The sequence below is a fragment of the Streptomyces sp. SAI-127 genome, assembly GCF_029894425.1.
In the GTDB taxonomy this organism is placed as follows: Bacteria; Actinomycetota; Actinomycetes; order Streptomycetales; family Streptomycetaceae; genus Streptomyces.
This window is the reverse complement of record NZ_JARXYJ010000001.1, coordinates 6,028,288-6,050,253: the sequence shown is the minus strand read 5'-3', so window position 1 is coordinate 6,050,253 and position 21,966 is coordinate 6,028,288. Positions and strand designations below refer to the sequence as shown.

The 21,966-nt window shown below is 71.0% G+C and carries 14 protein-coding genes and 1 pseudogene; 5 read left to right on the top strand and 10 right to left on the bottom strand.

Annotated features, from left to right (window positions below; all coding sequences use genetic code 11):
- Positions 1 to 12: 12 nt before the first annotated feature.
- Positions 13 to 756 (bottom strand): GNAT family N-acetyltransferase, encoded by a 744-nt coding sequence (locus tag M2157_RS27775; protein ID WP_280866469.1) that lies wholly within the window; start codon positions 754 to 756, stop codon positions 13 to 15.
- Positions 757 to 843: 87 nt separating this feature from the next.
- Positions 844 to 1,566, bottom strand: a complete 723-nt coding sequence (locus M2157_RS27770; protein WP_280868280.1) for an HNH endonuclease family protein — start codon at positions 1,564 to 1,566, stop codon at positions 844 to 846.
- 194 nt (positions 1,567 to 1,760) lie between these two features.
- On the opposite strand from M2157_RS27770, the gene M2157_RS27765 reads away from it, so the two are divergent.
- The gene (locus M2157_RS27765) at positions 1,761 to 1,946 is read left to right on the top strand and encodes an antitoxin (protein WP_280866468.1); all 186 of its coding nucleotides are present in this window, start codon (positions 1,761 to 1,763) and stop codon (positions 1,944 to 1,946) included.
- Positions 1,947 to 1,999: 53 nt separating this feature from the next.
- Here M2157_RS27765 and M2157_RS27760 read toward each other — a convergent pair whose 3' ends face one another.
- Complete coding sequence (locus M2157_RS27760; protein ID WP_280866467.1) at positions 2,000 to 2,599, bottom strand: nucleotidyltransferase family protein; 600 nt, start codon at positions 2,597 to 2,599, stop codon at positions 2,000 to 2,002.
- An 18-nt stretch (positions 2,600 to 2,617) separates the two neighbouring features.
- Entirely contained in the window at positions 2,618 to 3,532 is a 915-nt protein-coding gene (locus M2157_RS27755) for a hypothetical protein (protein WP_280866466.1), read from the bottom strand.
- Between the two features lie 117 nt (positions 3,533 to 3,649).
- Here M2157_RS27755 and M2157_RS27750 point away from each other — a divergent pair, with 117 nt between their 5' ends.
- Complete coding sequence (locus M2157_RS27750) at positions 3,650 to 4,252, top strand: TetR/AcrR family transcriptional regulator (protein ID WP_280866465.1); 603 nt, start codon at positions 3,650 to 3,652, stop codon at positions 4,250 to 4,252.
- Between the two features lie 63 nt (positions 4,253 to 4,315).
- Here M2157_RS27750 and mfd read toward each other — a convergent pair whose 3' ends face one another.
- The 3 genes from mfd to M2157_RS27735 form a co-directional block, all read right to left on the bottom strand.
- On the bottom strand, positions 4,316 to 7,846 hold the full coding sequence (gene mfd / locus M2157_RS27745) for a transcription-repair coupling factor (protein WP_280866464.1): 3,531 nt from the start codon (positions 7,844 to 7,846) through the stop codon (positions 4,316 to 4,318).
- Between the two features lie 256 nt (positions 7,847 to 8,102).
- Positions 8,103 to 10,682, bottom strand: coding sequence for an FtsX-like permease family protein (locus M2157_RS27740; RefSeq protein ID WP_280866463.1), 2,580 nt, complete (start codon positions 10,680 to 10,682; stop codon positions 8,103 to 8,105).
- Entirely contained in the window at positions 10,679 to 11,467 is a 789-nt protein-coding gene (locus tag M2157_RS27735) for an ABC transporter ATP-binding protein (RefSeq protein ID WP_059206461.1), read from the bottom strand. Before M2157_RS27735 ends, M2157_RS27740 begins: the two co-directional genes overlap by 4 nt.
- A gap of 415 nt (positions 11,468 to 11,882) precedes the next feature.
- Between M2157_RS27735 and M2157_RS27730 the strand changes: the two genes are divergently transcribed.
- The 3 genes from M2157_RS27730 to M2157_RS27720 all read left to right on the top strand — a co-directional run bounded on the left by M2157_RS27730 (position 11,883) and on the right by M2157_RS27720 (position 15,647).
- Positions 11,883 to 13,385 (top strand): MFS transporter, encoded by a 1,503-nt coding sequence (locus tag M2157_RS27730; RefSeq protein ID WP_280866462.1) that lies wholly within the window; start codon positions 11,883 to 11,885, stop codon positions 13,383 to 13,385.
- A 250-nt stretch (positions 13,386 to 13,635) separates the two neighbouring features.
- Entirely contained in the window at positions 13,636 to 14,043 is a 408-nt protein-coding gene (locus M2157_RS27725) for a DUF485 domain-containing protein (RefSeq protein ID WP_280866461.1), read from the top strand.
- A complete protein-coding gene (locus M2157_RS27720) occupies positions 14,040 to 15,647 on the top strand; it encodes a cation acetate symporter (RefSeq protein WP_280866460.1) in 1,608 nt (535 codons plus the stop codon). The genes M2157_RS27725 and M2157_RS27720 overlap by 4 nt, the downstream gene beginning before the upstream one ends.
- 601 nt (positions 15,648 to 16,248) lie before the next feature.
- Here M2157_RS27720 and M2157_RS27715 read toward each other — a convergent pair.
- The 3 genes and pseudogenes from M2157_RS27715 to M2157_RS27705 form a co-directional block, all read right to left on the bottom strand.
- Positions 16,249 to 17,136: a cellulose-binding protein gene (locus M2157_RS27715; protein ID WP_280866459.1), complete on the bottom strand. Its 888-nt coding sequence runs from the start codon at positions 17,134 to 17,136 to the stop codon at positions 16,249 to 16,251.
- A 222-nt stretch (positions 17,137 to 17,358) separates the two neighbouring features.
- Positions 17,359 to 20,761: pseudogene (locus M2157_RS27710) on the bottom strand (SUKH-4 family immunity protein).
- Between the two features lie 8 nt (positions 20,762 to 20,769).
- On the bottom strand, positions 20,770 to 21,759 hold the full coding sequence (locus M2157_RS27705) for an SMI1/KNR4 family protein (RefSeq protein ID WP_280858154.1): 990 nt from the start codon (positions 21,757 to 21,759) through the stop codon (positions 20,770 to 20,772).
- Between the last annotated feature and the right edge of the window lie 207 nt (positions 21,760 to 21,966).

The window sequence follows — 21,966 nt, the reverse complement described above, 5'->3', positions numbered from 1 at the left end:
GATGCGGCACGCTCAAAGGGCGTGCCGCATCCACACGTTGGGCTCGACGTACACCGCGTACCCGCGCTCCGGCTCGCACCGCACCGGCACCAGCGCCCCGGGCACCTCGATGTCGCCCTGGGTGTCGAAGGGCAGTCCGGTCCAGCGGCGCCACTGCTCCACCGAGCCGGACACCGTCATGGAGGCCGGTGCCACCGCGTGGACGACGCCGCCGACACGGGCGTGGACGCGCAGCCAGGGGTCGTACGGCAGACCGTCGGGTCGTACCCGGTAGGCGTACTCCTGGATCGGCGTATGCGGTTCCAGGTGCTTGGCGCTGGGGCGGACCGGCGCGACGACCTCGCTGAAGCCGTGGGCGCGGGCGTTGTCACGCATCGCCGAGAGCATCCGGCCGGAGAGGCCGTGGCCCTGGAGGCGCGGGGCGACGACGACCGAGATCGCGCTGACCGTGTCGGGCCGTACGCCATGACGCAGATCCTCGAACGCCCACACCAGCATCTCGTCCCAGCCCCGGGCGGGCAGTTCCCCGCGGTCCTCGGCATGGAGGGCAAAGGGGACGCTGTGGGCGTGCGCGACGATCTCGCCCCGCTCGTCCTCGGCGAACAGCACATGCTCGGGGAGTTCGGCGGAGATCCGTCCGTAGTGGGCGTTGCCCACGAGGTCCTCGGTCACGAACTCCGGCCAGCTGTTGGCCATGCCGAGAACGCGCTCCCGCATCTCGGGACGCTCGGCGAGACTCGACACCTTCAGCTCCATGCGATCACCGTAGGCGCGGTCCCGCCCACCGGAAAGCGCATTTCCCGCCCGCCCGCGAGCCCTGAGGGCTACGACCGTCGCGAGGGTTCAGTCCGCGTGGAACCGCGGCGGCGCCGCCGTCGGATTGCCGCCGGCCGGAAGCTTCTGGCCGGGGCAGCCCGAGAGGACCTTCTCCATCGCGGACTTCTCGGCGGCCGTGACCCACAGGTCGTACTTCTTCTTCACGGCGACCTGGGCGGCCACATACGTGCACCGGTACCCCTTGTTCGGCGGCAGCCAGGTCGCCGTGTCACCGTCCCCCTTGGAACGGTTGGTGCTCGCGTCGACGGCGAGGAGGTTGAGGGGGTCGTTGGCGAGAGCTATCCGCTTGCTGGGCTCCCAGTACTTTGCCCCCTTCTGCCAGGCGTCGGAAAGCGCGACCACGTGGTCGATGTCGACCTGGCTGCGACCGCGCCGGTAGGTCACCTCCTTGCCCGAGTACGGGTCCGACTCGAGCACGCCGTAGGACACCTTGCAGTCCCCGCGGGTGAACTTCACGTCCTCCAGATCGCGTTTGAGTATGTCGTCGCGGGTGTCGCAGTCGTTCGAGTCCGTGTCCGCCCACGCGGTGCCGAACCTGTCGCGCCCGTAACCCGTTTTGGGCGCCCGCCCCTTCACGGTGAGCGACTCGGCGGCGGTGAGGGCCGCGCCCGAACCACCCGCGCCCCCGGTCTCCTCCGGCCCGCCGGAACCTGTGGTCGTCTCCGCCTTGCACCCGGCCACGGCGAACACCAGCACGACGGCGGCCGCGGCCCCGCCCCTCAGACGCATCACGTGCGCCCCTCCCCTTGCAACCCGGTCCGGCCCCCGCAGGGAGCGCTTTCCCCCGTACGGCGTCGCGCACACCGTAAACGAGCGGGCGCACCGCGGCATTCAGGAGGTCCAGACCACGGCCCTTCCGGGTGGGCAATGCGGACATATCAGCCGTATCGTCGTTTCTGAGTCACCTCCGGAAGGAGCTCTGGATGGGCATCTTCGACAGGTTCAAGAGCAACCGCCAGGCGCAGGACAAGACCAAGGAAATGTCCGACGTGGCGGAACGGAAGGCCAACGAGCGGACGGGCAACAAGTACGAGAGCCAGGTCGACGACGCACAGCAGAAGATCGAAGGGTCGCTCGGCATGGATCGCGACAGGCCCGAGCAACCGTAAGGCCGAAGACCCATGGAGGACCGTCCGCGGAGGTTCGCCTCCCGCGGGCGGCTTCACTTCACAGGCCACGGCAGCACCCTGAGCTCGGGCCATTCCTCCTTCCAGCGCGCGGCCTTCGCCTCGTAGACCTCTCTCGGAGCGAGCACGGGGTTGGGGCGGACCACGAGGTTGAACACGTCGGACAGCCCGTGGGGTGCGTAGACGCGCCACGTCCCGTCGGGTTCGAGCCGCACGCCCAGACAGCAAGTCGTCGCGGCGAAGCGGTCGATGGCGGACTCGGTGGAGTCGTACGGCGGGCAGGGCACTCCGAACTTCCGCTCGTACCAGAGGTGCACCCGGGCCTCGTTGCGGATCTCCACCTCGGCTTGCAAGCCTGCGAACACTTCCTGTCCCGCCTTGATGACGGCGTCCTCGGCCGCCCAGGAGAGATCGGTGTCGTCGAAGTAGAAGACGTCGTAGTCCCTGATGCCCCGGGTCGGGGGTCTGCCGGTGGCCACGTTCCACACGGTCTGGAACAGGCAGCCCGCCGTCACGTACCAGCCCGGCAGGTCAAGCGTCGCCGTCCTGGCCATCACCTCGGTCAGGGTCTCGTTCCGGCCGAGCGCGGAACGGAACGCGTCCAGTTGCTCCTCAAGCGGAAGTTGTCCGAACATCCGTCCTGACTATCACGGTCAGACCTTGCCGATGCCCAGGGTCGTCTCCGACGGAAGCAGCCCGGAGGACAGCACCGCGACCCAGAAGTCGCCGAGCAGATCCGCGAGCCGGGCCGTGTCGGCCGCCCCCAGCAACTGCCAGGGTGCGGCGGCGAGTTGGTCGGTGTGGCGTTCCACGCGGTGACGCAGGTCGCGGCCGGCTTCCGTGGCCTCGCCGGTCTCGTCGAGCAGGCCACGGGCCGTCAGGCGCCCGCGCGCGGCCTCCCATTCCGTCGCGCTCCAGCCTCGGCTCCCGAAGCGTTCCACGGACGCGGCGCCGATCGCGGCGAAGGAGACGAGCGACTCGACCGGGTCGAGGCCTGCCACGAGCAGGGCCGCTATGTGGCCGTCGCCGCGGTGCTCGCGCAGGATCGTCGCCGCCTGCCACAGCTGGAGATGAGGGGCCTCGGGCCACTCCAGCGCGACGTTGGCCGCGGCGAGCGGACGGCCCGCGGTGTTCACCGCCTCGGCCGCGCGCCGGGCGAGGCCGGCGGCCTCCACCAACTCGGGGCTGTCGACGCGGTCACCGAATATCGCGCGGTAGGCCCGGTCGATCCCCCGCAGCCTCGCCGCCAGCACCGCGCCGGGCTCGGCGGCCGCCCACGCGGAGTCGATGTGCTCGGCGACCATGCGGGGGCTGAAGCTGTAGAAGGCGGACGCCACCTGCTCGGCGCCGACCGGCCCCAACGGTGCAGCGCGCAGGGGGAAGTAGCTCGGCCAGCGCTCCTTCGTGACGTAGCCGAGCGCTGCCGCCTCCTCGAAGACCTCCGGCGCGTAGTAGAGCACCGCGTGCAGGGGTTCCAGCAGGTGCCAGAGCTGGCGCACGCGGGCCGGCTCCACAGCCTGCCCCGCCCCGCCGGTCTCCACCTCGGTCCCGCCGTCGTGCTTCGACATGACATGCCTCCCCGTCGTCAGCGAAGTCCCCTCGAACCCTCCAGGGAACTTGACACTGACTAGATTGCCCCGGCAGCCCGAACTTGTCAATGCCTAGATCGGGCGTACGCTCTGTCCATGGCATCCGCGGAAACCGACAGGCCGAACCACCCCGACAAGCAGCACCGCCCCTACCACCACGGCGATCTCCGCCGCGCGATCCTCACCGCCGCCCTCGACGTCATCACCGCCGACGGTCCCGCCGGGCTGAGCCTGCGCGATCTGGCGCGCCGCGCCGGTGTCTCGCACGCGGCGCCGGCCCACCACTTCAGGGACCGCACCGGGCTCCTGACGGCGATCGCCGCCGAAGGCTTCGCGCTGCTCGCGGCCGCCCTCAACGACGCCTCGGACCTCAAGGACGCGGGCGTGCGCTATGTGCGCTTCGCCCGCGAACACCCGGCCCACTTCCAGGTGATGTTCGCGCCCGGACTGCTGCGCGCCGACGACCTCGAGCTCACCACGGCCCGCGCCCTGGCCACCGACGCCCTGCGCGCCTCGGTCTCAGGCGTTCACGCCGAGGACTTCGGCATCGACAGCCGCCTCGCGGGGGTCGCCGCCTGGTCCCTCGCCCACGGCTTCGCCACCCTGCTCCTCAGCCACAACCTGGACGGCCCGGTCGGCGGCCGTGACCCCGAGGAGGTGTTCCGTACCCTCGCGACCACCTTGTTCCGCACGCCCTGAGCACACCGAGTGGCCCGACCGCGCCTCACATCGCCGAAGCCACTCGGTCACGGTCCCCCGCCGTCACGACCCCAGGATCGACGTGAGGAACTCGCCCACCCAGCCGAGCAACTCCCGCCCGACCAGCGGCTTTCCGCCCACCTTCGCCGTCTTCGGGCGTGGCACCAGCACCTGGTGCGCGGCCGGCTTGATGACCGTGCCCGGGTAGAGCCGCTTGACCCGCAACTCCTGCGATTCCCGCAACTCCACCGGCGCGAAGCGGATGTTGGTGCCCTGGAGGACGATCTCGCCGACGCCACACGCGCGTGCGAGCATCCGGAGCCCCGCCACCAGCAGCAGGTTCTCCACCGGCTCGGGCAACTTGCCGTAGCGGTCGACGAGTTCCTCCCGCACGGCCTTGACGTCCTCCTCGGTGTTCACCGAGGCGATGGCGCGGTAGGCCTGCAGACGCAGCCGCTCGCCCGGCGCGTAGTCGTGCGGGACGTGCGCGTCGACCGGGAGCTCGATCTTGACCTCCAGCGGCGGCTCCTCCTCGACACCGCCCTCCAGAGAGGCCCGGTAGTCCGCCACGGCCTCGCCGACCATCCGGACGTACAGATCGAAACCGACGCCCGCGATGTGCCCGGACTGTTCGCCGCCGAGGAGGTTGCCCGCGCCGCGGATCTCCAGGTCCTTCATCGCGACGTACATGCCCGCGCCCATCTCGGTGTGCTGGGCGATGGTGGCGAGCCGCTCGTGCGCGGTCTCGGTCAGCGGCTTCTCCGGCGGGTACAGGAAGTAGGCGTAGCCCCGCTCGCGGCCGCGCCCCACCCGGCCGCGCAGCTGGTGCAGCTGGGACAGGCCGAAGTTGTCGCCGCGCTCCACGATCAATGTGTTCGCGTTCGAGATGTCGATGCCCGACTCGACGATCGTGGTCGACACCAGCACGTCGAACTTCTTCTCCCAGAAGTCGACGACGACCTGCTCGAGGGCCTGCTCCGACATCTGGCCGTGGGCGGTCGCGATGCGCGCCTCGGGGACGATCTCGCGCAGGCGCGAAGCCGCCCGGTCGATCGACTCGACGCGGTTGTGGATGTAGAAGACCTGGCCCTCGCGCAGCAGTTCACGACGGATGGCCGCGCCGATCTGCTTCTCCTCGTACGGCCCGACGAAGGTGAGCACCGGGTGGCGCTCCTCCGGGGGTGTGGTGATCGTCGACATCTCGCGGATGCCGGTGACCGCCATCTCCAGGGTGCGCGGGATGGGGGTCGCGGACATGGTCAGCACGTCGACGTTCGCGCGGAGCTTCTTCAGCTGCTCCTTGTGCTCGACGCCGAAGCGCTGCTCCTCGTCGACGACGACCAGGCCGAGGTTCTTGAACTTGGTCTCCGAGGAGAACAGGCGGTGGGTGCCGATGACGACGTCCACCGAACCCTCGCGCAGCCCCTCCAGGACGGCCTTCGCCTCGGTGTCGGTCTGGAAGCGGCTGAGCGCCTTCACGACCACCGGGAACTGCGAATACCGCTCGGAGAACGTCCCGAAGTGCTGCTGCACCAGCAGGGTCGTCGGTACGAGGACGGCCACCTGCTTGCCGTCCTGTACGGCCTTGAAGGCGGCCCTGACCGCGATCTCGGTCTTGCCGTATCCGACGTCGCCGCAGACCAGGCGGTCCATGGGGATCGACTTCTCCATGTCCTCCTTGACCTCGGCGATGGTGGTCAGCTGGTCGGGCGTCTCGGCGTACGGGAAGGCGTCCTCCAGCTCGCGCTGCCACGGGGTGTCCGGGCCGAAGGTGTGCCCGGGGGCCGCCATGCGCGCGCTGTACAGCCTGATCAGGTCGGCGGCGATCTCCTTGACGGCCTTCTTCGCGCGCGCCTTGGTCTTGGTCCAGTCGGCGCCGCCGAGGCGGTGCAGGGTGGGGGCCTCGCCGCCGACGTACTTGGTGATCTGCTCAAGCTGGTCGGTGGGGATGTAGAGCCGGTCGCCGGGCTGGCCGCGCTTGGCGGGGGCGTACTCGACGACGAGGTACTCGCGCGTGGCGCCCTGCACGGTCCGCTGGACCATCTCGATGTAGCGGCCGACGCCGTGTTGTTCGTGGACGATGTAGTCGCCCGTCTCCAGGGTGAGCGGGTCGATCGTCTTGCGGCGCCGGGCGGGCATCCGGGCGCCGTCCTTGCCGGCCGCCTTCTGGCCGGTCAGGTCGGTCTCGGTCAGCACGGCGAGTCTCAGCGCCGGGTCGACGAAGCCGTACTCGATCGAGCCGCACGCCACGTGCACGACGGACGGGCTCAAGGACGCGAGCTCCGCGTCCAGGCGGGCCGCGATGCCCTCGCCGCCGAGCACCTCGACGGTACGGGCCGCGGGGCCGTGCGCCTCGGTCACGAAGACCGCGCGCCAGCCGTCGGCGAGCCAGCCCTTGGTGTCGGCGAGGGCCTTGGCGGTGTCGCCGCGGTAGGTCTCGGGGGCGTGCATGCCCAGCTGGAGGGTGTCCGCCTCCAGTTCGAGATCCGCCGCGAACGGCGACACCGACCACCACATCATGTCCAGCTCGCGCGCGCGGTCGCGGACGTCGGCGATGGACCACAGGGAGGCCGCGCCGACGTCGATGGGCGCCTCGCCGCCGCCCGCGGTGGCCGCCCAGGACGCCTGGAGGAACTCCTGCGAGGTGGCCACGAGGTCGGACGCACGCGTGCGGACCCGCTCCGGGTCGCACACGACGGCCATGGCGCCCTTGGGCAGGACGTCGATCAGGAGCTCCATGTCGTCGACGAGGACGGGGGCCAGGGACTCCATGCCCTCCACGGCGATCCCCTCGCCGATCCTGCCGAGCAGTTCGCCGAGCTCGGGGTGCTCCTCGGCGAGGGCACGCGCGCGGGCACGTACGTCGTCCGTCAGGAGCAGTTCGCGGCAGGGCGGGGCCCACAGGCCGTGTTCGGCGACTTCCAGGGAGCGCTGGTCGGCGACCTTGAAGTAGCGGATCTCCTCGACGTCGTCGCCCCAGAACTCGACGCGCAAGGGGTGTTCCTCGGTGGGCGGGAAGACGTCGAGGATGCCGCCTCGTACGGCGAACTCGCCGCGCTTCTCGACGAGCTCCACACGCGCGTACGCGGCGGCGGCGAGAGCCTCCACGATGGTGTTCAGGTCGGCGGTCTGCCCCGTGCGCAGGGCGACCGGTTCCAGGTCGCCGAGGCCCTTGACCTGCGGCTGGAGCACGGACCGTACAGGTGCGACGACCACGGAGACCGGACCGGTCTCGGGGTCGTCGGGGCGGGGGTGGGCGAGACGCCGCAGGACGGCCAGACGGCGGCCGACGGTGTCGCTGCGGGGGCTGAGACGCTCGTGCGGGAGGGTCTCCCAGGACGGGTACTCCACGACCCCCTCCGACGGGAGCAGGGAGCGCAGGGCCGCAGCCAGGTCCTCCGCCTCGCGGCCCGTCGCCGTCACCGCGAGCACGGGCCGGCCGGCCTCCCGCGCGAGGGCGGCGACCGCGAAGGGACGGGCCGCCGGTGGGCCGACCAGGTCGACGTGCATGCGGTTGCCGTCCTGGGCCGCCGTGATCGCTTCCGCGAGGGCGGGGTCCTTGACGACGGCGTCGAGCAGACCGTGCAAGCTCATTCTGGGCGGCTTTCGTCCGGGGGGTTTCTGGGAGGTGGGCAACGCGAAGGGCCCGACACAACGAAGGGCCGGGGGGTCTCCAGCCTACGACGGCCTCGGCCCGGCCGTCGGAGCCTGTGGACAACCCCGCCCCGCCCGCGGCCACCCTGTGGACAGCGAAGAGCCCGCAAGCCGCTCCCTGTGGACAACGAAAAACCCGGCGCCGAGAAGTCCCCCTGACTTCTCGGCGCCGGGCGTTCCCCCGTCCCCAGGGTGGTTATTCGGTCGCGATCGCCTTCAGGACGTTCATCCGGCCCGCCCGGAACGCCGGGATCAGGGCGGCGAACAGGCCCACGAAGGCCGATCCGACGAAGACGCCGATGATCGTCGGCCAGGGGATCTCCAGGACCTTCAGGCCCTCCAGGGCGAGGAGCTTCTGGGCGGTCGCGCCCCAGCCCATGCCGAGGCCCAGGCCGAGCAGTGCGCCGAAGAGCGCGATGACCACCGACTCCATGCGGATCATCCGCCGCAGCTGGCGCCGCGAGAGGCCGATCGCCCGCATGAGGCCGATCTCCCGGGTCCGCTCGACCACCGAGAGCGCCAGGGTGTTCACGACACCCAGGATCGCGACGATGATCGCGAGGGCCAGCAGGCCGTAGATCATGTTCAGGAGCTGCCCGATCTGGTCCTTGAACGCTTCCTTGTAGTCGGTCTGGTCGCGCACGGTGTACTGCGGATAGTCGTGCAGCGCCGACTTCAGCGACTTGTACGCGGCGTCCTGCTGCCCGTCCTTGGCGTTGGCGAAGACCAACTGGTCGAGCGGCATCTTGTCGGCCGGCACGTACTTGGCGAGCGTGGCGATCGAGATGTACTTCGAACCCGCGTCGATGACGACGTCACTGCTGGTGATCGCCCGGACCGTCAACTCGGCGGTGGCGCCGTCCTTGAAGGCGACCTTGATCTTCGAACCCAGGTGGATGCCGTGCGCCTTGGCGAACTTCTCGTGCACGGACATCGAGTCGGGCCGGTAGGCGTCGGCGAGCTTCCCCGCGACGGTCTTGGTCTGCAGGTCGGTCGCGTAGGACGGGTCGGCCGCCGTGATGTCGGTGTCCTTGAGCGTCTTGCCGTCGGGGGTCGTGTAGTCGGCCTCCGTGATCCTGTACTCGGTGACCCGCTCGAGGCCGGGCGTGTCCTTGACGGCCTTCACCGCGGCCGGCGTGACCAGCTGCCCGCTGTCGGACTGGATGATGAAGTCCGTACCGACCGTCTTGTCGAGCTCGTCCGTGGCCGAAGCGACCATGGACGAACCGACGACCGACAGACAGGCGACCAGCGCGAGGCCGATCATCAGGGCGGCGGCCGTGGCTCCCGTACGACGCGGGTTGCGCAGGGCGTTGCGCTCGGCCATGCGGCCGACCGGGCCGAACACCCTGAGGACGACCGCGCCCAGGACGCGCACCACACCGCCCGCGAGGAGCGGGCCGATCACGACGAAGCCGATCAGGGTGAGCACCACGCCGAGGCCGAGCCACAGGGAGCCCTCCTTGGCCTTGTCCGCCTGGGTGACCAGGTAGAGCGCGTAGCCGCCGCCACCGGTCAGGAGCGTGCCCAGCAGGACCCGTACGCGGCCCGCCCTGGCGTCGGCGGGGGCGCCCGCGTCCCGGAGGGCGGCCATGGGCGAGACCTTGCCCGCGCGGCGGGCCGGCAGCCAGGCGGCCAGCACGGTGACGACCACGCCGAGGAGCAGTCCGACCACCGGGGTCGTCCAGGCGATCGTCAGATCGCTGGTCGACAGGTGTATGCCCAGGGAGCCCATGAGTTTCATCAGGCCGACCGCGAGGCCGACGCCGGCGCCGACCCCGAGCACCGAACCGGTCACGCCCAGCAGCAGCGCCTCGACCAGCACGGAACGGTTGACCTGCTTGCGGCTGGACCCGATGGCCCGCATCAGGCCGATCTCACGGGTCCGCTGCGCGACGAGCATCGAGAAGGTGTTGATGATCAGGAAGATGCCGACGAGGAAGGCGATCCCGGCGAAGCCGAGCATCGCGTACTTCATGACGTTCATGAAGCCCTCGACGTCCTTCTGGTTGGCGTCGGCGGTCTCCTTGGCCGTCTGCACCTTGTAGGCGCCGCCGAGCTCGGCGGCGACGTTCTTCTTGAGCTGTGCGTCGGTGACCCCGGACGCGGCCGTGACGTTGACGTTCGTGAACACGCCCGTCTCGCCGACCAGCGTCTCCTGGGCGGTCTTCGTGTCCAGGTAGAAGATCGCGGCACCGGGGTTGGTGACCTCGAACTCGGCGACGCCGGAGATCTTCGCGGTGTGCGTGCCGACCGCGCTGATCACGCCGATCTCGTCACCGAGCTTCAGGTGGTGCTTGTCGACGGTGTCCTTGTCGACCATGACCTGGCCGGAGTTCTTCGGCGCCGTACCGGAGGTGATCTCCATGGTGCGGGCGTCGTTGCGGTTCCAGTTGCCGACGATGGTCGGGCCGCCGCCGGACGGCGAGAGGCTGTCCTTGTCGGCGTCCACGACGGTCACCGAGGTCGAGAAGACGGTCCCCTCCGCCGTCTTCACGCCCTGCGCCTCGCGCACCTTGCCGAGCACGGAGGCCGGCATGACCGGCGGCTTGCCGTTGTCCGAGGTCGTCTCACCGCTGTCGGAGGCGCCCTTGGCGCTCACCGTCACATCCGAGGACGTGGCCGCGAAGAGCTTGTCGAAGGTGGTGTTCATCGTGTCGGTGAACACCAGCGTCCCGCAGACGAAGGCGACCGACAGCAGGACCGCCACGGCCGACAGGGCCATGCGTCCCTTGTGCGCGAAGAAGTTGCGCATGGAGGTCTTCATGACGGTCATGACGTACGCCCCCGGGCGTCGAAGTCCTTCATGCGGTCCAGGACGGCCTCCGCGGTGGGCTTGTACATCTCGTCGACGATCCGGCCGTCGGCGAGGTACAGCACACGGTCCGCGTACGAGGCGGCCACCGGGTCGTGCGTGACCATCACGATGGTCTGCCCGAGCTCGTCGACGGACTTGCGCAGGAAGCCCAGGACCTCGGCACCCGCGCGCGAGTCGAGGTTTCCGGTCGGCTCGTCACCGAAGATGATCTCGGGACGCGCGGCCAGGGCACGGGCCACGGCGACCCGCTGCTGCTGTCCGCCGGAGAGCTGGGTGGGCCGGTGCCTGAGTCGGTCGGAAAGTCCAACTGTGTCCACCACGCGTGCGAGCCACTGCTTGTCGGGCTTGCGCCCGGCGATGTCCATGGGCAGCGTGATGTTCTCGAGCGCATTGAGCGTCGGCAGCAGGTTGAACGCCTGGAAGATGAATCCGACCCGGTCCCGGCGCAGCTGTGTGAGCTTCTTGTCCTTCAGGCCGGTGATCTCGGTGTCGTCAAGGTAGATCTGACCGCTCGTCACGGTGTCGAGACCGGCGAGGCAGTGCATGAGGGTGGACTTGCCGGACCCCGAGGGGCCCATGATCGCGGTGAACTGCCCGCGAGCGATGTCCACGTCCACATGGTCAAGGGCGACGACACGGGTCTCACCGGACCCGTACGCCTTGACGACCTGCCGCGCCCGCGCGGCAACGGCCGTACGCCCTCCAGTGCCCCCGTGCCTGGTGATGGTTACAGCCGATGTCACGGTATGTCTCCTATGTCGGTCAGTGATTCAACAGCCGATCTGTAGGGCGATCGGTTCGTTGCTTGGGTACGGCGTTCAGTCTGGTGCCGCGAGACGGTCCGGCGCGCTGGTGCTCAGCACCCTCTTCTACGGGGGAAAACCCCACCCCCGCCGATCCGGTCGTCCCCTCCCCCACCGCTCCCCAGCGGCGTAAAGCCAGGTTAAGGACGGACCATCGCCCTTCTCCTCCTCCGGGGGTACGAACCCTCCCCGAGCCGTAGTACGGAGGGACCCCTAGGGGCAGTCCACCGCCAGGTGGAGGCGATCTAGGGGATCGGCTCCACCCTCCGGTGCAGTGAGGCTGCACCCTGCCGCCGCGTGAGGGTCAAGTGGGAGAGTGGTCGCCGGCAGATAGGTGCAGGGGGAAGGAATCCGCGTGGACGACACGAAGCCGGCGATACGGGAGCCCGCGCGGAACGTCTCCACGAACCGGCGCGGGGCTGTCGTAGCGGCCCTGATGCTGGCGATGGCCCTTGCGGCCCTGGACGCCACCATCGTCTCCACGGCGGTCCCGCAGATCGTCGGCGACCTGGGCGGCTTCTCGGTCTTCTCCTGGCTGTTCTCCGGCTATCTGCTGGCCGTGACGGTGACGCTGCCGGTCTACGGCAAGCTCTCCGACACCTTCGGGCGCAAGCCGGTGCTGATCGCGGGCTCGGTGGTGTTCCTGCTCGGCTCGCTGCTGTGCGCGGTGGCGTGGAACATGGGGGCGCTGATCGCGTTCCGGATCATCCAGGGGCTGGGCGGCGGCGCTCTGCAGGGCACGGTCCAGACGCTCGCCGCCGATCTGTATCCGCTCGAGGAGCGCCCGAAGATCCAGGCCAAGCTGTCCACGGTGTGGGCGGTGGCGGCGGTCGCGGGACCGGGCATCGGCGGGGTGCTCGCCGCGTACGCGGACTGGCGGTGGATCTTCCTGGTCAACCTGCCGATCGGCGCGGTGGCGCTGTGGCTGATCGTCCGTCACCTGCACGAGCCGCAGCGCGCCGAGAAGACCTCCACGCGCGCGCGTGTCGACTGGGCGGGCGCGCTCGCGGTGTTCGCGTGCGGGGGCGTGCTGCTGACGGCGGTCGTGCAGGGCGGGGTGGCCTGGGCGTGGCTGTCGTGGCCGTCACTGGGCCTGTTCGGCACGGGACTCGCCCTGGTGGCCGCCGTGGTCCTGATCGAACGCCGGGCGGCGGAGCCGATCATCCCCGGCTGGGTGTGGCGCCGCCGCACGATCGCCGCGGTGAACCTGGCCCTGGGCGCCCTGGGACTCCTCATGGTCGCCCCTACGGTCTTCCTGCCGACGTACGCCCAGTCGGTGCTCGGTCTCACCCCGGTAACCGCCGGGTTCGTGCTGTCCGTATGGACGTTGAGCTGGCCGGTGTCGGCGGCCCTGAGCCAGCACGTGTACCGGCGCATCGGCTTCCGCAACACGGCGATGCTCGGCATCGGTACGGCGGCCCTGATCCTGTTCGCCTTCCCCTTCCTCCCCTACCCGGGCGCGGCCTGGCAGCCGACCCTGCTGATGCTGCTCCTGGGCGCCGCGCTGGGTCTGTTCCAACTCCCCCTGATCGTCGGGGTCCAGTCGACGGTCGGCTGGGCGGAACGCGGCACGACCACGGCGTCCGTCCTCTTCTGCCGTCAGACCGGCCAGACGGTGGGCGCGGCGGTCTTCGGCGCGGTGGCCAACGGCGTGCTGGCCACACGCCTGGGCGGCGCGAGCGACCTCGACTCCGTCACGCGCGCGTTGGACGCCGGAACGGCCCCGGAGACGACCCGCGCGGCCATCGCGGACGCGGTGCACACGGTGTACGTGGGGGCGGGGTGCGCGGCGGCCCTGGCGTTCGTGGTGCTGCTGGTGCTCGCGCCGCGACGGTTTCCGGTGCTCGAGGAGCAGTGAGCGAGCCGTCGGCCAGCGACTGACGCGCACCGGAAGTGAGGGCCCGTGCACGCTCCGGTGAGATGAAAAGTCTGAGTTAACGGGGGTAACACCGCAGGTCAGAGAAGTAAGCGCATACCGACCGATCAGTTTGTCGAAAAGGCTGTACAACTCCGAACCGCCGAGTAACGTGCGGGGCTCCGCTCCCCCGTCCACCCCCCAACTCCCTGCGGTCCGCCACGTCGGGCCCGAGCCTCGCAAGGAGCACCGGGTGTCTTACGACCCGTCACAGCCGTATTCCACCTACCCCTGGCAGCCACCCCCCTCGCCGCCCGAACCGGTCACCCGGGACGTGGGCCACCGCTCCCCGCTCGGCCACCACAGCGATCTGCGGATCCTGCGCAGCGCCTACCGCTGGCAGCGGCGCACCGCCACGCTCACCGCACTCGGGTACTTCACGCTCTTCCTGGTGCTGTCCGCGTACGCGCCGTCCTTCATGGCGAGCAGCGTCACCGACGGACTGCCCACCGGCCTGCTCCTCGCGCTGCTCCAACTGCCCGTCACCTGGCTGGCGATCGGCGTGTACGAGCACACCGCGCGCCGCTACGTCGACCCGCTCGCGGACCGCATCCGCAAGCAGTCCGAGGTGGACGCCAGGCGCGGGGCGGGCGCCCGATGACCGGCTTCAGCGACTCCGCGCAGGCGATGAGCCTGGTGGCGTTCTCCGCCGTCGCCACCATCACCCTCCTGCTGTGCGTGATGACCGGCCCGGACCGCGACGACCTCGACGAGTTCTACACCGGCTACAGCTCCCTGTCCGCCATGCGCAACGGCCTCGCCATCGCGGGCGACTACATCTCCGCCGCGACCGTCCTCGGCACCGGCGGGGTCATCGCGCTCTACGGCTACGACGGCATCGTCCTCGCGCTGAGCACGGTCCTGTCGCTGATGCTGCTGATGTTCCTGCTGGCCGAACCCCTGCGCAACGCGGGCCGGTTCACCATGGGCGACGCGCTCGCACGCCGGATGCCGGGCCGTGCGGTGCGCATCGCCGCGTGCCTGGTCACCCTCGCCGCGCTGATGCCGCTGATGCTGGTACAGCTCGCCGGCACCGGCCAACTGCTGGCGTTCATCCTCGGATTCTCCGGCGACTCCCTGAAGACGGGCTTCATCATCGGCCTGGGCATCCTGATGATCAGCTACGCGGCCATCGGCGGCATGAAGGGCACCGCCCTCATCCAGATCCTGAAGATCGTCATGCTCCTCGGATCCGGCGCCGTGGTCGCCGTACTGGTCATGAACCGGTTCGACTGGAACCTCGCGGCGCTGTTCGACACGGCGGCCCGGCAGAGCGGGGTGGGGCCTGACTACCTGCGCTCCGGCCTGGAGTTCGCGGGTGGGCCGTACCCGCGCCTCGACATGATCATCTCGCAGCTCGCGGTCGTCATCGGCGGGGCGTGTCTGCCGCACGTCACCATGCGCATGTACACCGCGTCCAGCGCACGTCAGGTGCGCCGTTCGATGTCCTGGGCGGTGTCGTCGGTGGCCGTGTTCGTCCTGGTCATCACGGTCGTCGGGGTCGGGGCGACGGCGATGATCGGACGGACGGTGATCGCGGAGGCGGATCCGCAGGGCAACACGGCGTATCTGCTGGGCTCCCGGGCGGTGTTCGGGCCCGAGGTGTCGACCGGAGAGACGTTTCTCTTCACCACGGTCACCACGGCGCTCTTCCTCACCCTCCTCGCCTCCGTCGCCGGCATGATCCTCGCCTGCGCCAACTCCCTTGCGCATGACGTGTTCGCGGCGCGGGCACGGTCGATGCCGGCGCACCGCGAGATTCTGCTGGCCCGGGTGTCCGCGCTGGCGGTCGGCGTCCCCACGATCTTCCTCGCGACGCTTATCCAGCACCGGAGTCTGCAGCCGCTGGTGATCCTGTCCTTCTGCGTCGGCGCGTCCGCGTTGGCGCCGGCGCTCGTGTACAGCCTGTTCTGGCGGCGCTACACGCGGACGGGGCTGCTCTGCACGCTGATCGGCGGCACGCTGACGGTGCTCTTGCTGATGCCGGGCACGAATCTCGTGTCGGGGTCGCCTGTGTCCGCGTTTCCCGAAGCCGACTTCAACTGGCTGCCGTTCACGACGACCGGGTTGGTGTCCATTCCGGCGGGCTTCCTGTTCGGGTGGCTGGGGACGGTGATTTCCGGGCGGCGGAAGGCGGAGGAGCAGCGGCGGCAGTACGAGGCGGTGGAGGGGTGGATTTTGGCGGGGGCCGTGCGGAGGGGGTGAGCCGGGGGCGGTCGTGTGTCGGGTGCGGGTCGGTGGGGGTGAGCCGGGGGCGGTCGTATGTCGGGTGCGGGTCGGTGAGGGTGAGCCGGGGGCGGTCGTATGTCGGGTGCGGGTCGGTGAGGGTGAGCCGGGGGCGGTCGTATGTCGGGTGCGGGTCGGTGGGGGCTGGTCGTATGTCGGGTGCGGGTCGGTGGGGGCTGGTCGCGCAGTTCCCCGCGCCCCTGGGTGGGTGCAGGCGGCCGGCATCAGGCCTGCGCCCCTGGTCGGCTGCCGTGACAGCCCAGCTGTCCTGGCTGGCGCGGCTGCCCCGGCCGCCCGGCTGCCCTGGCCGTCCCACTGCCCCTGCTGCCTTGACCGCCCCAGCTGGCCTGGCCATCCCTCTGTCCTGGCTAGCCCAGCTGCCCTGACCGGCCCTGACTGCCTTGACTGCCCCGGCCGTCCCGCTGCCCTGGCTGCCCCGGCTGCCCCGGCTGGCCCAGCTGCCACGGCTACCTTGACCGCCCCAGCTGCCCTGACTGTCCCGGCCGCGCCGGCTGCGCTGGCCGTCCCACTGGCCTGTCCTGGCCGCCCCGTTTGCCCCTTACTGCCGACTGCCCGGCTGTCACTCCGTTGCCGCTCTCCCTGTGAGTGCTGTCAGGCTGCTGCGTACGTGGTCCATCTGTGCCTGGACCTCGTCGCGGTGCTCCGCGTGCTTGCACAGCACCCGCTCCGTCTCACCGGCGATCCGCTCCTCCTGGATCCGCGCCTCCGCGACGATCTCCGCCGCACGCGCGCGTGCGTCCTCCTCGCGCTGTCCCACCGAGGCCTCCGCCGCCGCGAACTCCCGCTTCGCGTCCGACAGCGCCGCCTCCGCCCGCGCCGCCCGTTCGGCGACCCGCGCCTCCGCCTCGGCCGCCCGCTTCTCCTCGGCCCGCTCCACCTCGGCCCATCGCTCCGCATGCTCCTTGGCCTGCTCGGCGAGCATCCCGATGGTGCGCTGCCGTACGTCGCGCAACGCGGCGAGCGCTTCCCCGCGCCCCGCTTTCACCTCACGCCGGGCGGCGACACGGATCTCGTCGGCCTCGGCGCGCGCGACGAGCAGCCGCTGACGGGCGCGTTCGTCGACCTCGGCGCGCACGGCGTCGGCGTGCGCCTGCGCGGCATCCTGTACGCCGTCGGCGTACGCCTGAGCCTCGTCCGCGAGGCGCTGCGCCTCCTGTCGCGCCCTGTCCCGGACGTCCGCGGCCTCCTCCTGCCCCAGTTCGAAGAGCCGCCGCGCACCCTCGCCGAGTGCCTCGTACGCCTGAGGCGTCAGCCCCGCCACGACCTCCCGCAGACACACCAACTCCGCCTCCATCTCCCTGGCGAGCACGGTGAGACGGGCGGCCCGTTCCCAGGCGGCGTCACGGTCCCGGGACAGGGCGGCGGCGTACGCGTCGACCTGTTCGGGACGGTAGCCGCGCCCTCGTACGGCCACGAACCCCTGCGGCGACACCGGTGCGCTGCTCATCCTGGAACCCCTCTCCGCCGAAACAACACGAACGGACACGAAATGATGATTTCGCGCACATCTTGATGTATCGGACAGAAATGTTCATAACGCGACACTCCGCGTACAGGCCCGGTAGGTCCCGGTCATGACGGTCGTCAGTCACACACATGTGAAAGGGCCGGGCCCGGTCACACGACCGGCCCGGCCCTCCACGCACACGTGCGGATCAGCGGCGGGGCGTCACAGCAGCCCGTCCCACATCTGCTCCAGCAGCACCGACCACCAGCTCTCCGGCGAACCCAGCGCCGCCGGATCGAGCGAGGCCAGCTGGGCCTGGAAGTCGACGGTCCATCGACCCGCCTGCTCCTGGTTCAGACCGAAGCGGAGCCGCCACATCCGGCCGAGCAGCGCCAGGCAGCGCTGGAACTCGGGCAGGCCCGTGTTCACGAACTGCGGCGGTACGGGAGCACCGCCGGGGCCCGCCTCGACGGGTACGGCGACGATGTTCGCCGTCCCGTACTGCACGCAGATCGCCTTGCCGAAGTCGCTGCCCATGACGAGGTACGAGCCCGCGTCGGAGGCCGGCTGCACTCCGCGCTCGGCCGCCAGCTCCGCCAGCGTCGGCACGGGACGCCCCGGCTGGGCCTGCGCCCAGAAGAACGGGCCCATGTCCAACGGCAACCCCGCCACGACCAGCGAGTGCGCGACGACCGGCGGTACGCCCTGGCGGGACACCGCGGCCTGCTCGAACCTGAAGATGCCGGGGCCGAAAGCCCCCGCCAGCTCCTGCGCCACGCCCTCCGGCGGGATCGGCGGTGCGGCCTGGACGGGCGGCAACGGCGCGCGCACCGGCGCGGGGCGGGCCGGCCCGTCCGCCACCTGGTGCAACTCGCCCTGGTGCGCCAGGAGTTGCTGCATGCCCTGCTGTCGGCTCGCGTGATCCGTGCCGTACGGGGCGATGCTCGCGATCCGCGCCTGCGGCCACTGCTCCCGGATCATCCGCGCGCAGTACGCCCCCGGCAACTCGCACGACTCCAACTCGGTGTGCAGCTCCAGCACTTGATCCGGGGGCACGTTCATGCCGCGCAGCTCGTGGAAGATCTGCCACTCGGGGTGCGGCGTCCCCGGCGCCGACCGCCGGATCAACTGCTGCTCCGACCCGTCCTGCGCACGGTAGCGAAGGACGGCCTGATACCCGGGCCCGACGGTGGGCTGCGCCTGCTGGGGGTAGCCGTAGGCCGGAGGCTGACCGGGGCCGGACTGGCCGGGCGAGGACTGACCCGGCGCGGGCTGGCCTGACATCGGCTGCCCGGACAGAGAGTGCCCCGGCGCGGGCTGTCCCGGTGCGGTTTGTCCCGGTGTGGGTTGTCCCAGCAATGGTTGCCCGGACAGAGACGGTCCCGGCGCAGGCTGTCCCGGCGCAGGCTGTCCCGGCGCGGGCTGTCCCGGCGCGGGCTGTCCCGACATCGGCTGCCCGGACAAAGGCTGCCCGGGTGCGGGCTGTCCCGGCGCCGGCTGTCCCGACAACGGCTGCCCGGGCGGAGGCACCGGGCCCGGGGACGGTACGGCACCCGGAGGCGGGGGCGGCATCGTGCCGGGCGGCATCGGCTGCGGAGCGCCCGGAGCCGCTCCAGGGGCGCCGGGGATCCCAGAAGCCCCTGGAGCACTGGGAGATCCCTGGGGTCCGGGGGTGCCAGGAGAGCGGGGGGCTTGCGGCGGCGGAGGAATGCCGGGGCCGCCCGCCGGGGGCGAGGACAACATGGTTTCCGCGTGGTGCAAGGCCCCAGGCGGGGTCCGCGGAACACCGGGGGCACCAGGAGGCTGCGGCGCGCCGGGAGCACCCGGCACACCCGAAGCCTGCGGACCACCCGGAGCACCCGACCAACCCGGCGCACCCGAAGCCTGCGGTCCACCCGGAGCACCGGGCGGCTGCGGAGCACCAGACCCACCCGGCACACCCGAAGCCTGCGGACCACCCGGAGCACCGGGCGGCTGCGGAGCACCCGACCCACCCGGTACACCCGGAAACTGCGATGAACCCGGGCCACCGGAAACCTGCGGCACGCCCGGAGCGCCGGACCCCGGTGCACCCGGGAACCCCGGACCGCCGGACGGATTCGGCGTACCCGGAGCCCCAGGTGGAGGCGGAGTCGGCGCACCGCCAGAGGGCACCGCCAGCGGACTGTGCGCCCGGAGGCTGCGGTGCTCCCGATCCCGAAGGCCCCTCGACACCCGGTGCCGACACGAACTGGGTGGGCACATACCCGCCCCCCGGCGCACCAGGAGCGGGCGGCGGAGCCGAGCTCCCCGGCTGCGCACCGGGCACCCCGGGAGGACCCGGCGGAGGCGGCGGGGTCGGTCCCCCGGCCTGCGCCCCCCGCGAGGGAGGTGCCAACTTGCTGGTGGCGACATCGGCGATGTCCCCGGCGCTCGGCGCGGGCCCCGGAGCACCGGGAGCGCCAGGCACACCCGGCGGCTGAGGCGCCCCAGCACCACCACCGGGCACCTGCGGATATCCGTACGAGGACGCCCCCGGCGGAGGCGGAGGACCAGCCGCACCGGAAGCACCCGACCCCTGCGGATTGCCGTACGAAGAGGCACTCGGCGCAGGCGCAGGACCAGCCACACCCGACCCACCCGACCCCTGCGGATACCCGTACGAAGACGCCCCCGGCGCAGACGGAGGCGGAGGCGTGACACCAGCCTCCGGGCCACCCGCAGCAGCCGCACCCGAAGCGCCGGCCCCCTGCGGATACCCGTACGAAGACGCCCCCGGCGCAGACGGAGGCGGAGGCGTGACACCAGCCTCCGCGCCACCCGCAGCAGCCGCACCCGAAGCGCCGGCCCCCTGCGGATAACCGTACGAAGACGGACCCGGCGGCATGGCCCCCCGCCCACCCCCCGAAATCCGCGCAGTCCTTGAGTCCAAGACCTCCGAGGTTTCCGAGGCTTCCGAGTCCTCCGAGACCTCCTGGACGTCCACGCCCTCCGAGACCTCCGCGACCTCCGAGCCCTCCAAGGCCGACGAAGCCCCCTCCTCCGTATCGCTACCGCTACCCCCACCGCTCACCGGCGCCGAGAACACCGTCTCCGGCAACGCCACGGAGAGGTCCTCACCCCCGTTGGTGTCGGTCCCGGTCCACGGCCTCGCCCCCGAAGGCACCCCCGGCGCGGCACCCGAATCAGCCCTCGACCCGACATCCGCACCCGCACCCGCAGGCCCACCGTCCCGAGCCCCGGCAGAAGCCCCCTCCCCGGCGCCACCGATCCCCAACTTGTCCGCCGCGTCCTGCAACCACTCCGGCGGCGTCAGAAGAAACGACGTCTGGTTCAGATCGACCCGGGACGCCGCGGACGCGCCCCCCGCATCCTCGACTCCGTCCTCCCGGCCGTACGTCTCCTCGTAGCGGCGGATCACCTCGCCCACCGGCAGCGAGGGCCACAGCGTGGCCTCCCCGCTGTCCCGGGCGATCACCAGCCGCTGCGCACCGCCGTCCGAACGCGGTCCCTCCGCACGGTCCTCGGCCCACACCACGAACCCGAGGTCGAACTCCCGCACCCGCACCTCACGGTGCTGATACGACGGCACATCCCCGTTGATCCACTCTTCCGCGCGCTCCTGCGCCTGCGCGAACGTCACCATCGGTCAGTTCACTCCCCCACCGAGGACACCGGAACGGACCGCGCGAAACCGCCGTCCACCATCAGGTTCGCCACCGTCTCCAACTCCGGCGGATTACCGGCCAGTCGGGACAGGAACACATCGAAGTCCGCACCGCAGGGCAGCAACAGCCGCTGCACGCGCTCCGCCGGCGGCAGCGAGGGATCGACATCCCGCGCGTCGTCGTAGGCGCAGAACCAGACCGAGCCGGTCCCCTCGCCCCTCACCTTCACAGCCAGCAGACCGCCCTGGACGAAGCCGACACCGAGGTAGTCCTTCGTCAGATGGTCGCGCAGACACTTGTTGACGTACACGAGGTCGTTGACCGCCGCCTCGTCCCGCACCGTGAAGAACGGCTGGTCGACCAGGAGGCCCAACTCCGCGTCCAGCGCGGCCCCCACCGGCGCCGATCCGCCCGCCGCCTTCAGGAACGACCGGTACGCGCCCGGCAGCCGGTACCCGAGATCCTCCTCGACCCCCTGCACCTGCGACTCCGTCACCGCCACCGACGACTTCGGGAGCCCGAAATGCGCCGGACGCGTCTCCTGCAACGGCCGCGTCCCCCGCTTGTTCTGGTCGACACGTGTCGTCGCGATCCCGCCGTGATGCCGCAGCAGCGCCTTCACCTCGACCGGGATCAGCTCGAGCCGTCGCGAACCCACCACGTGGTGCCACGTCCAGCCGTGCGGCGTCGCCACCGCAGGCACCGTGTCCCACAGCTCGTGACCGGTCGCCGACAGTGCCGCGTTCGCCGACACGTAGTCCGTCAGCCGCAGTTCGTCGACCCCGAAACCCTCCGGCGGCTCCGCGATCTCGGCGGCGGCCCGCGCGTAGGGCGAAAAGTCGGGGTAGCCATGCTCGTCCACCCGCACCCCTCTGGGATGACGCGTGGCCCGGACCGGATCCGGGAAATGCACGACCTGCCCGGCATAGGCCGCGTTCGGCGGCGCGGCTTGTTGCCCGAGCCGACCTGTCGTCATGGCGAAAGCCCCCTGCGGCGCTCTGGTACGACCCGCGGCGGCCCCTTGGTCAAAGCAGGGCCGCCACGCGCCGTATCGACTGTCTCGTCCGTCTCCACGCGTCAACCGCGCGCATCGCGGCAACCACTTGGATCGCGGTGCCGACAGCCTATGCGGTACGACGACACCGGTCACCGGGCACCGGTCAGCCCCCCTCCGCTTCCGTGA

Excerpts from the sequence above, each read along its gene's own strand:
- M2157_RS27720 (WP_280866460.1), top strand. The coding sequence starts at position 14,040 with ATGACCGGCTTCAGCGACTCCGCGCAGGCGATGAGCCTGGTGGCGTTC.
- M2157_RS27770 (WP_280868280.1), bottom strand. The coding sequence starts at position 1,566 with ATGCGTCTGAGGGGCGGGGCCGCGGCCGCCGTCGTGCTGGTGTTCGCC.
- M2157_RS27705 (WP_280858154.1), bottom strand. The coding sequence starts at position 21,759 with ATGACGACAGGTCGGCTCGGGCAACAAGCCGCGCCGCCGAACGCGGCC.
- M2157_RS27740 (WP_280866463.1), bottom strand. The coding sequence starts at position 10,682 with ATGACCGTCATGAAGACCTCCATGCGCAACTTCTTCGCGCACAAGGGA.
- M2157_RS27775 (WP_280866469.1), bottom strand. The coding sequence starts at position 756 with ATGGAGCTGAAGGTGTCGAGTCTCGCCGAGCGTCCCGAGATGCGGGAG.
- M2157_RS27765 (WP_280866468.1), top strand. The coding sequence starts at position 1,761 with ATGGGCATCTTCGACAGGTTCAAGAGCAACCGCCAGGCGCAGGACAAG.
- M2157_RS27760 (WP_280866467.1), bottom strand. The coding sequence starts at position 2,599 with ATGTTCGGACAACTTCCGCTTGAGGAGCAACTGGACGCGTTCCGTTCC.
- M2157_RS27715 (WP_280866459.1), bottom strand. The coding sequence starts at position 17,136 with ATGAGCAGCGCACCGGTGTCGCCGCAGGGGTTCGTGGCCGTACGAGGG.
- M2157_RS27755 (WP_280866466.1), bottom strand. The coding sequence starts at position 3,532 with ATGTCGAAGCACGACGGCGGGACCGAGGTGGAGACCGGCGGGGCGGGG.
- mfd (WP_280866464.1), bottom strand. The coding sequence starts at position 7,846 with ATGAGCTTGCACGGTCTGCTCGACGCCGTCGTCAAGGACCCCGCCCTC.
- M2157_RS27750 (WP_280866465.1), top strand. The coding sequence starts at position 3,650 with ATGGCATCCGCGGAAACCGACAGGCCGAACCACCCCGACAAGCAGCAC.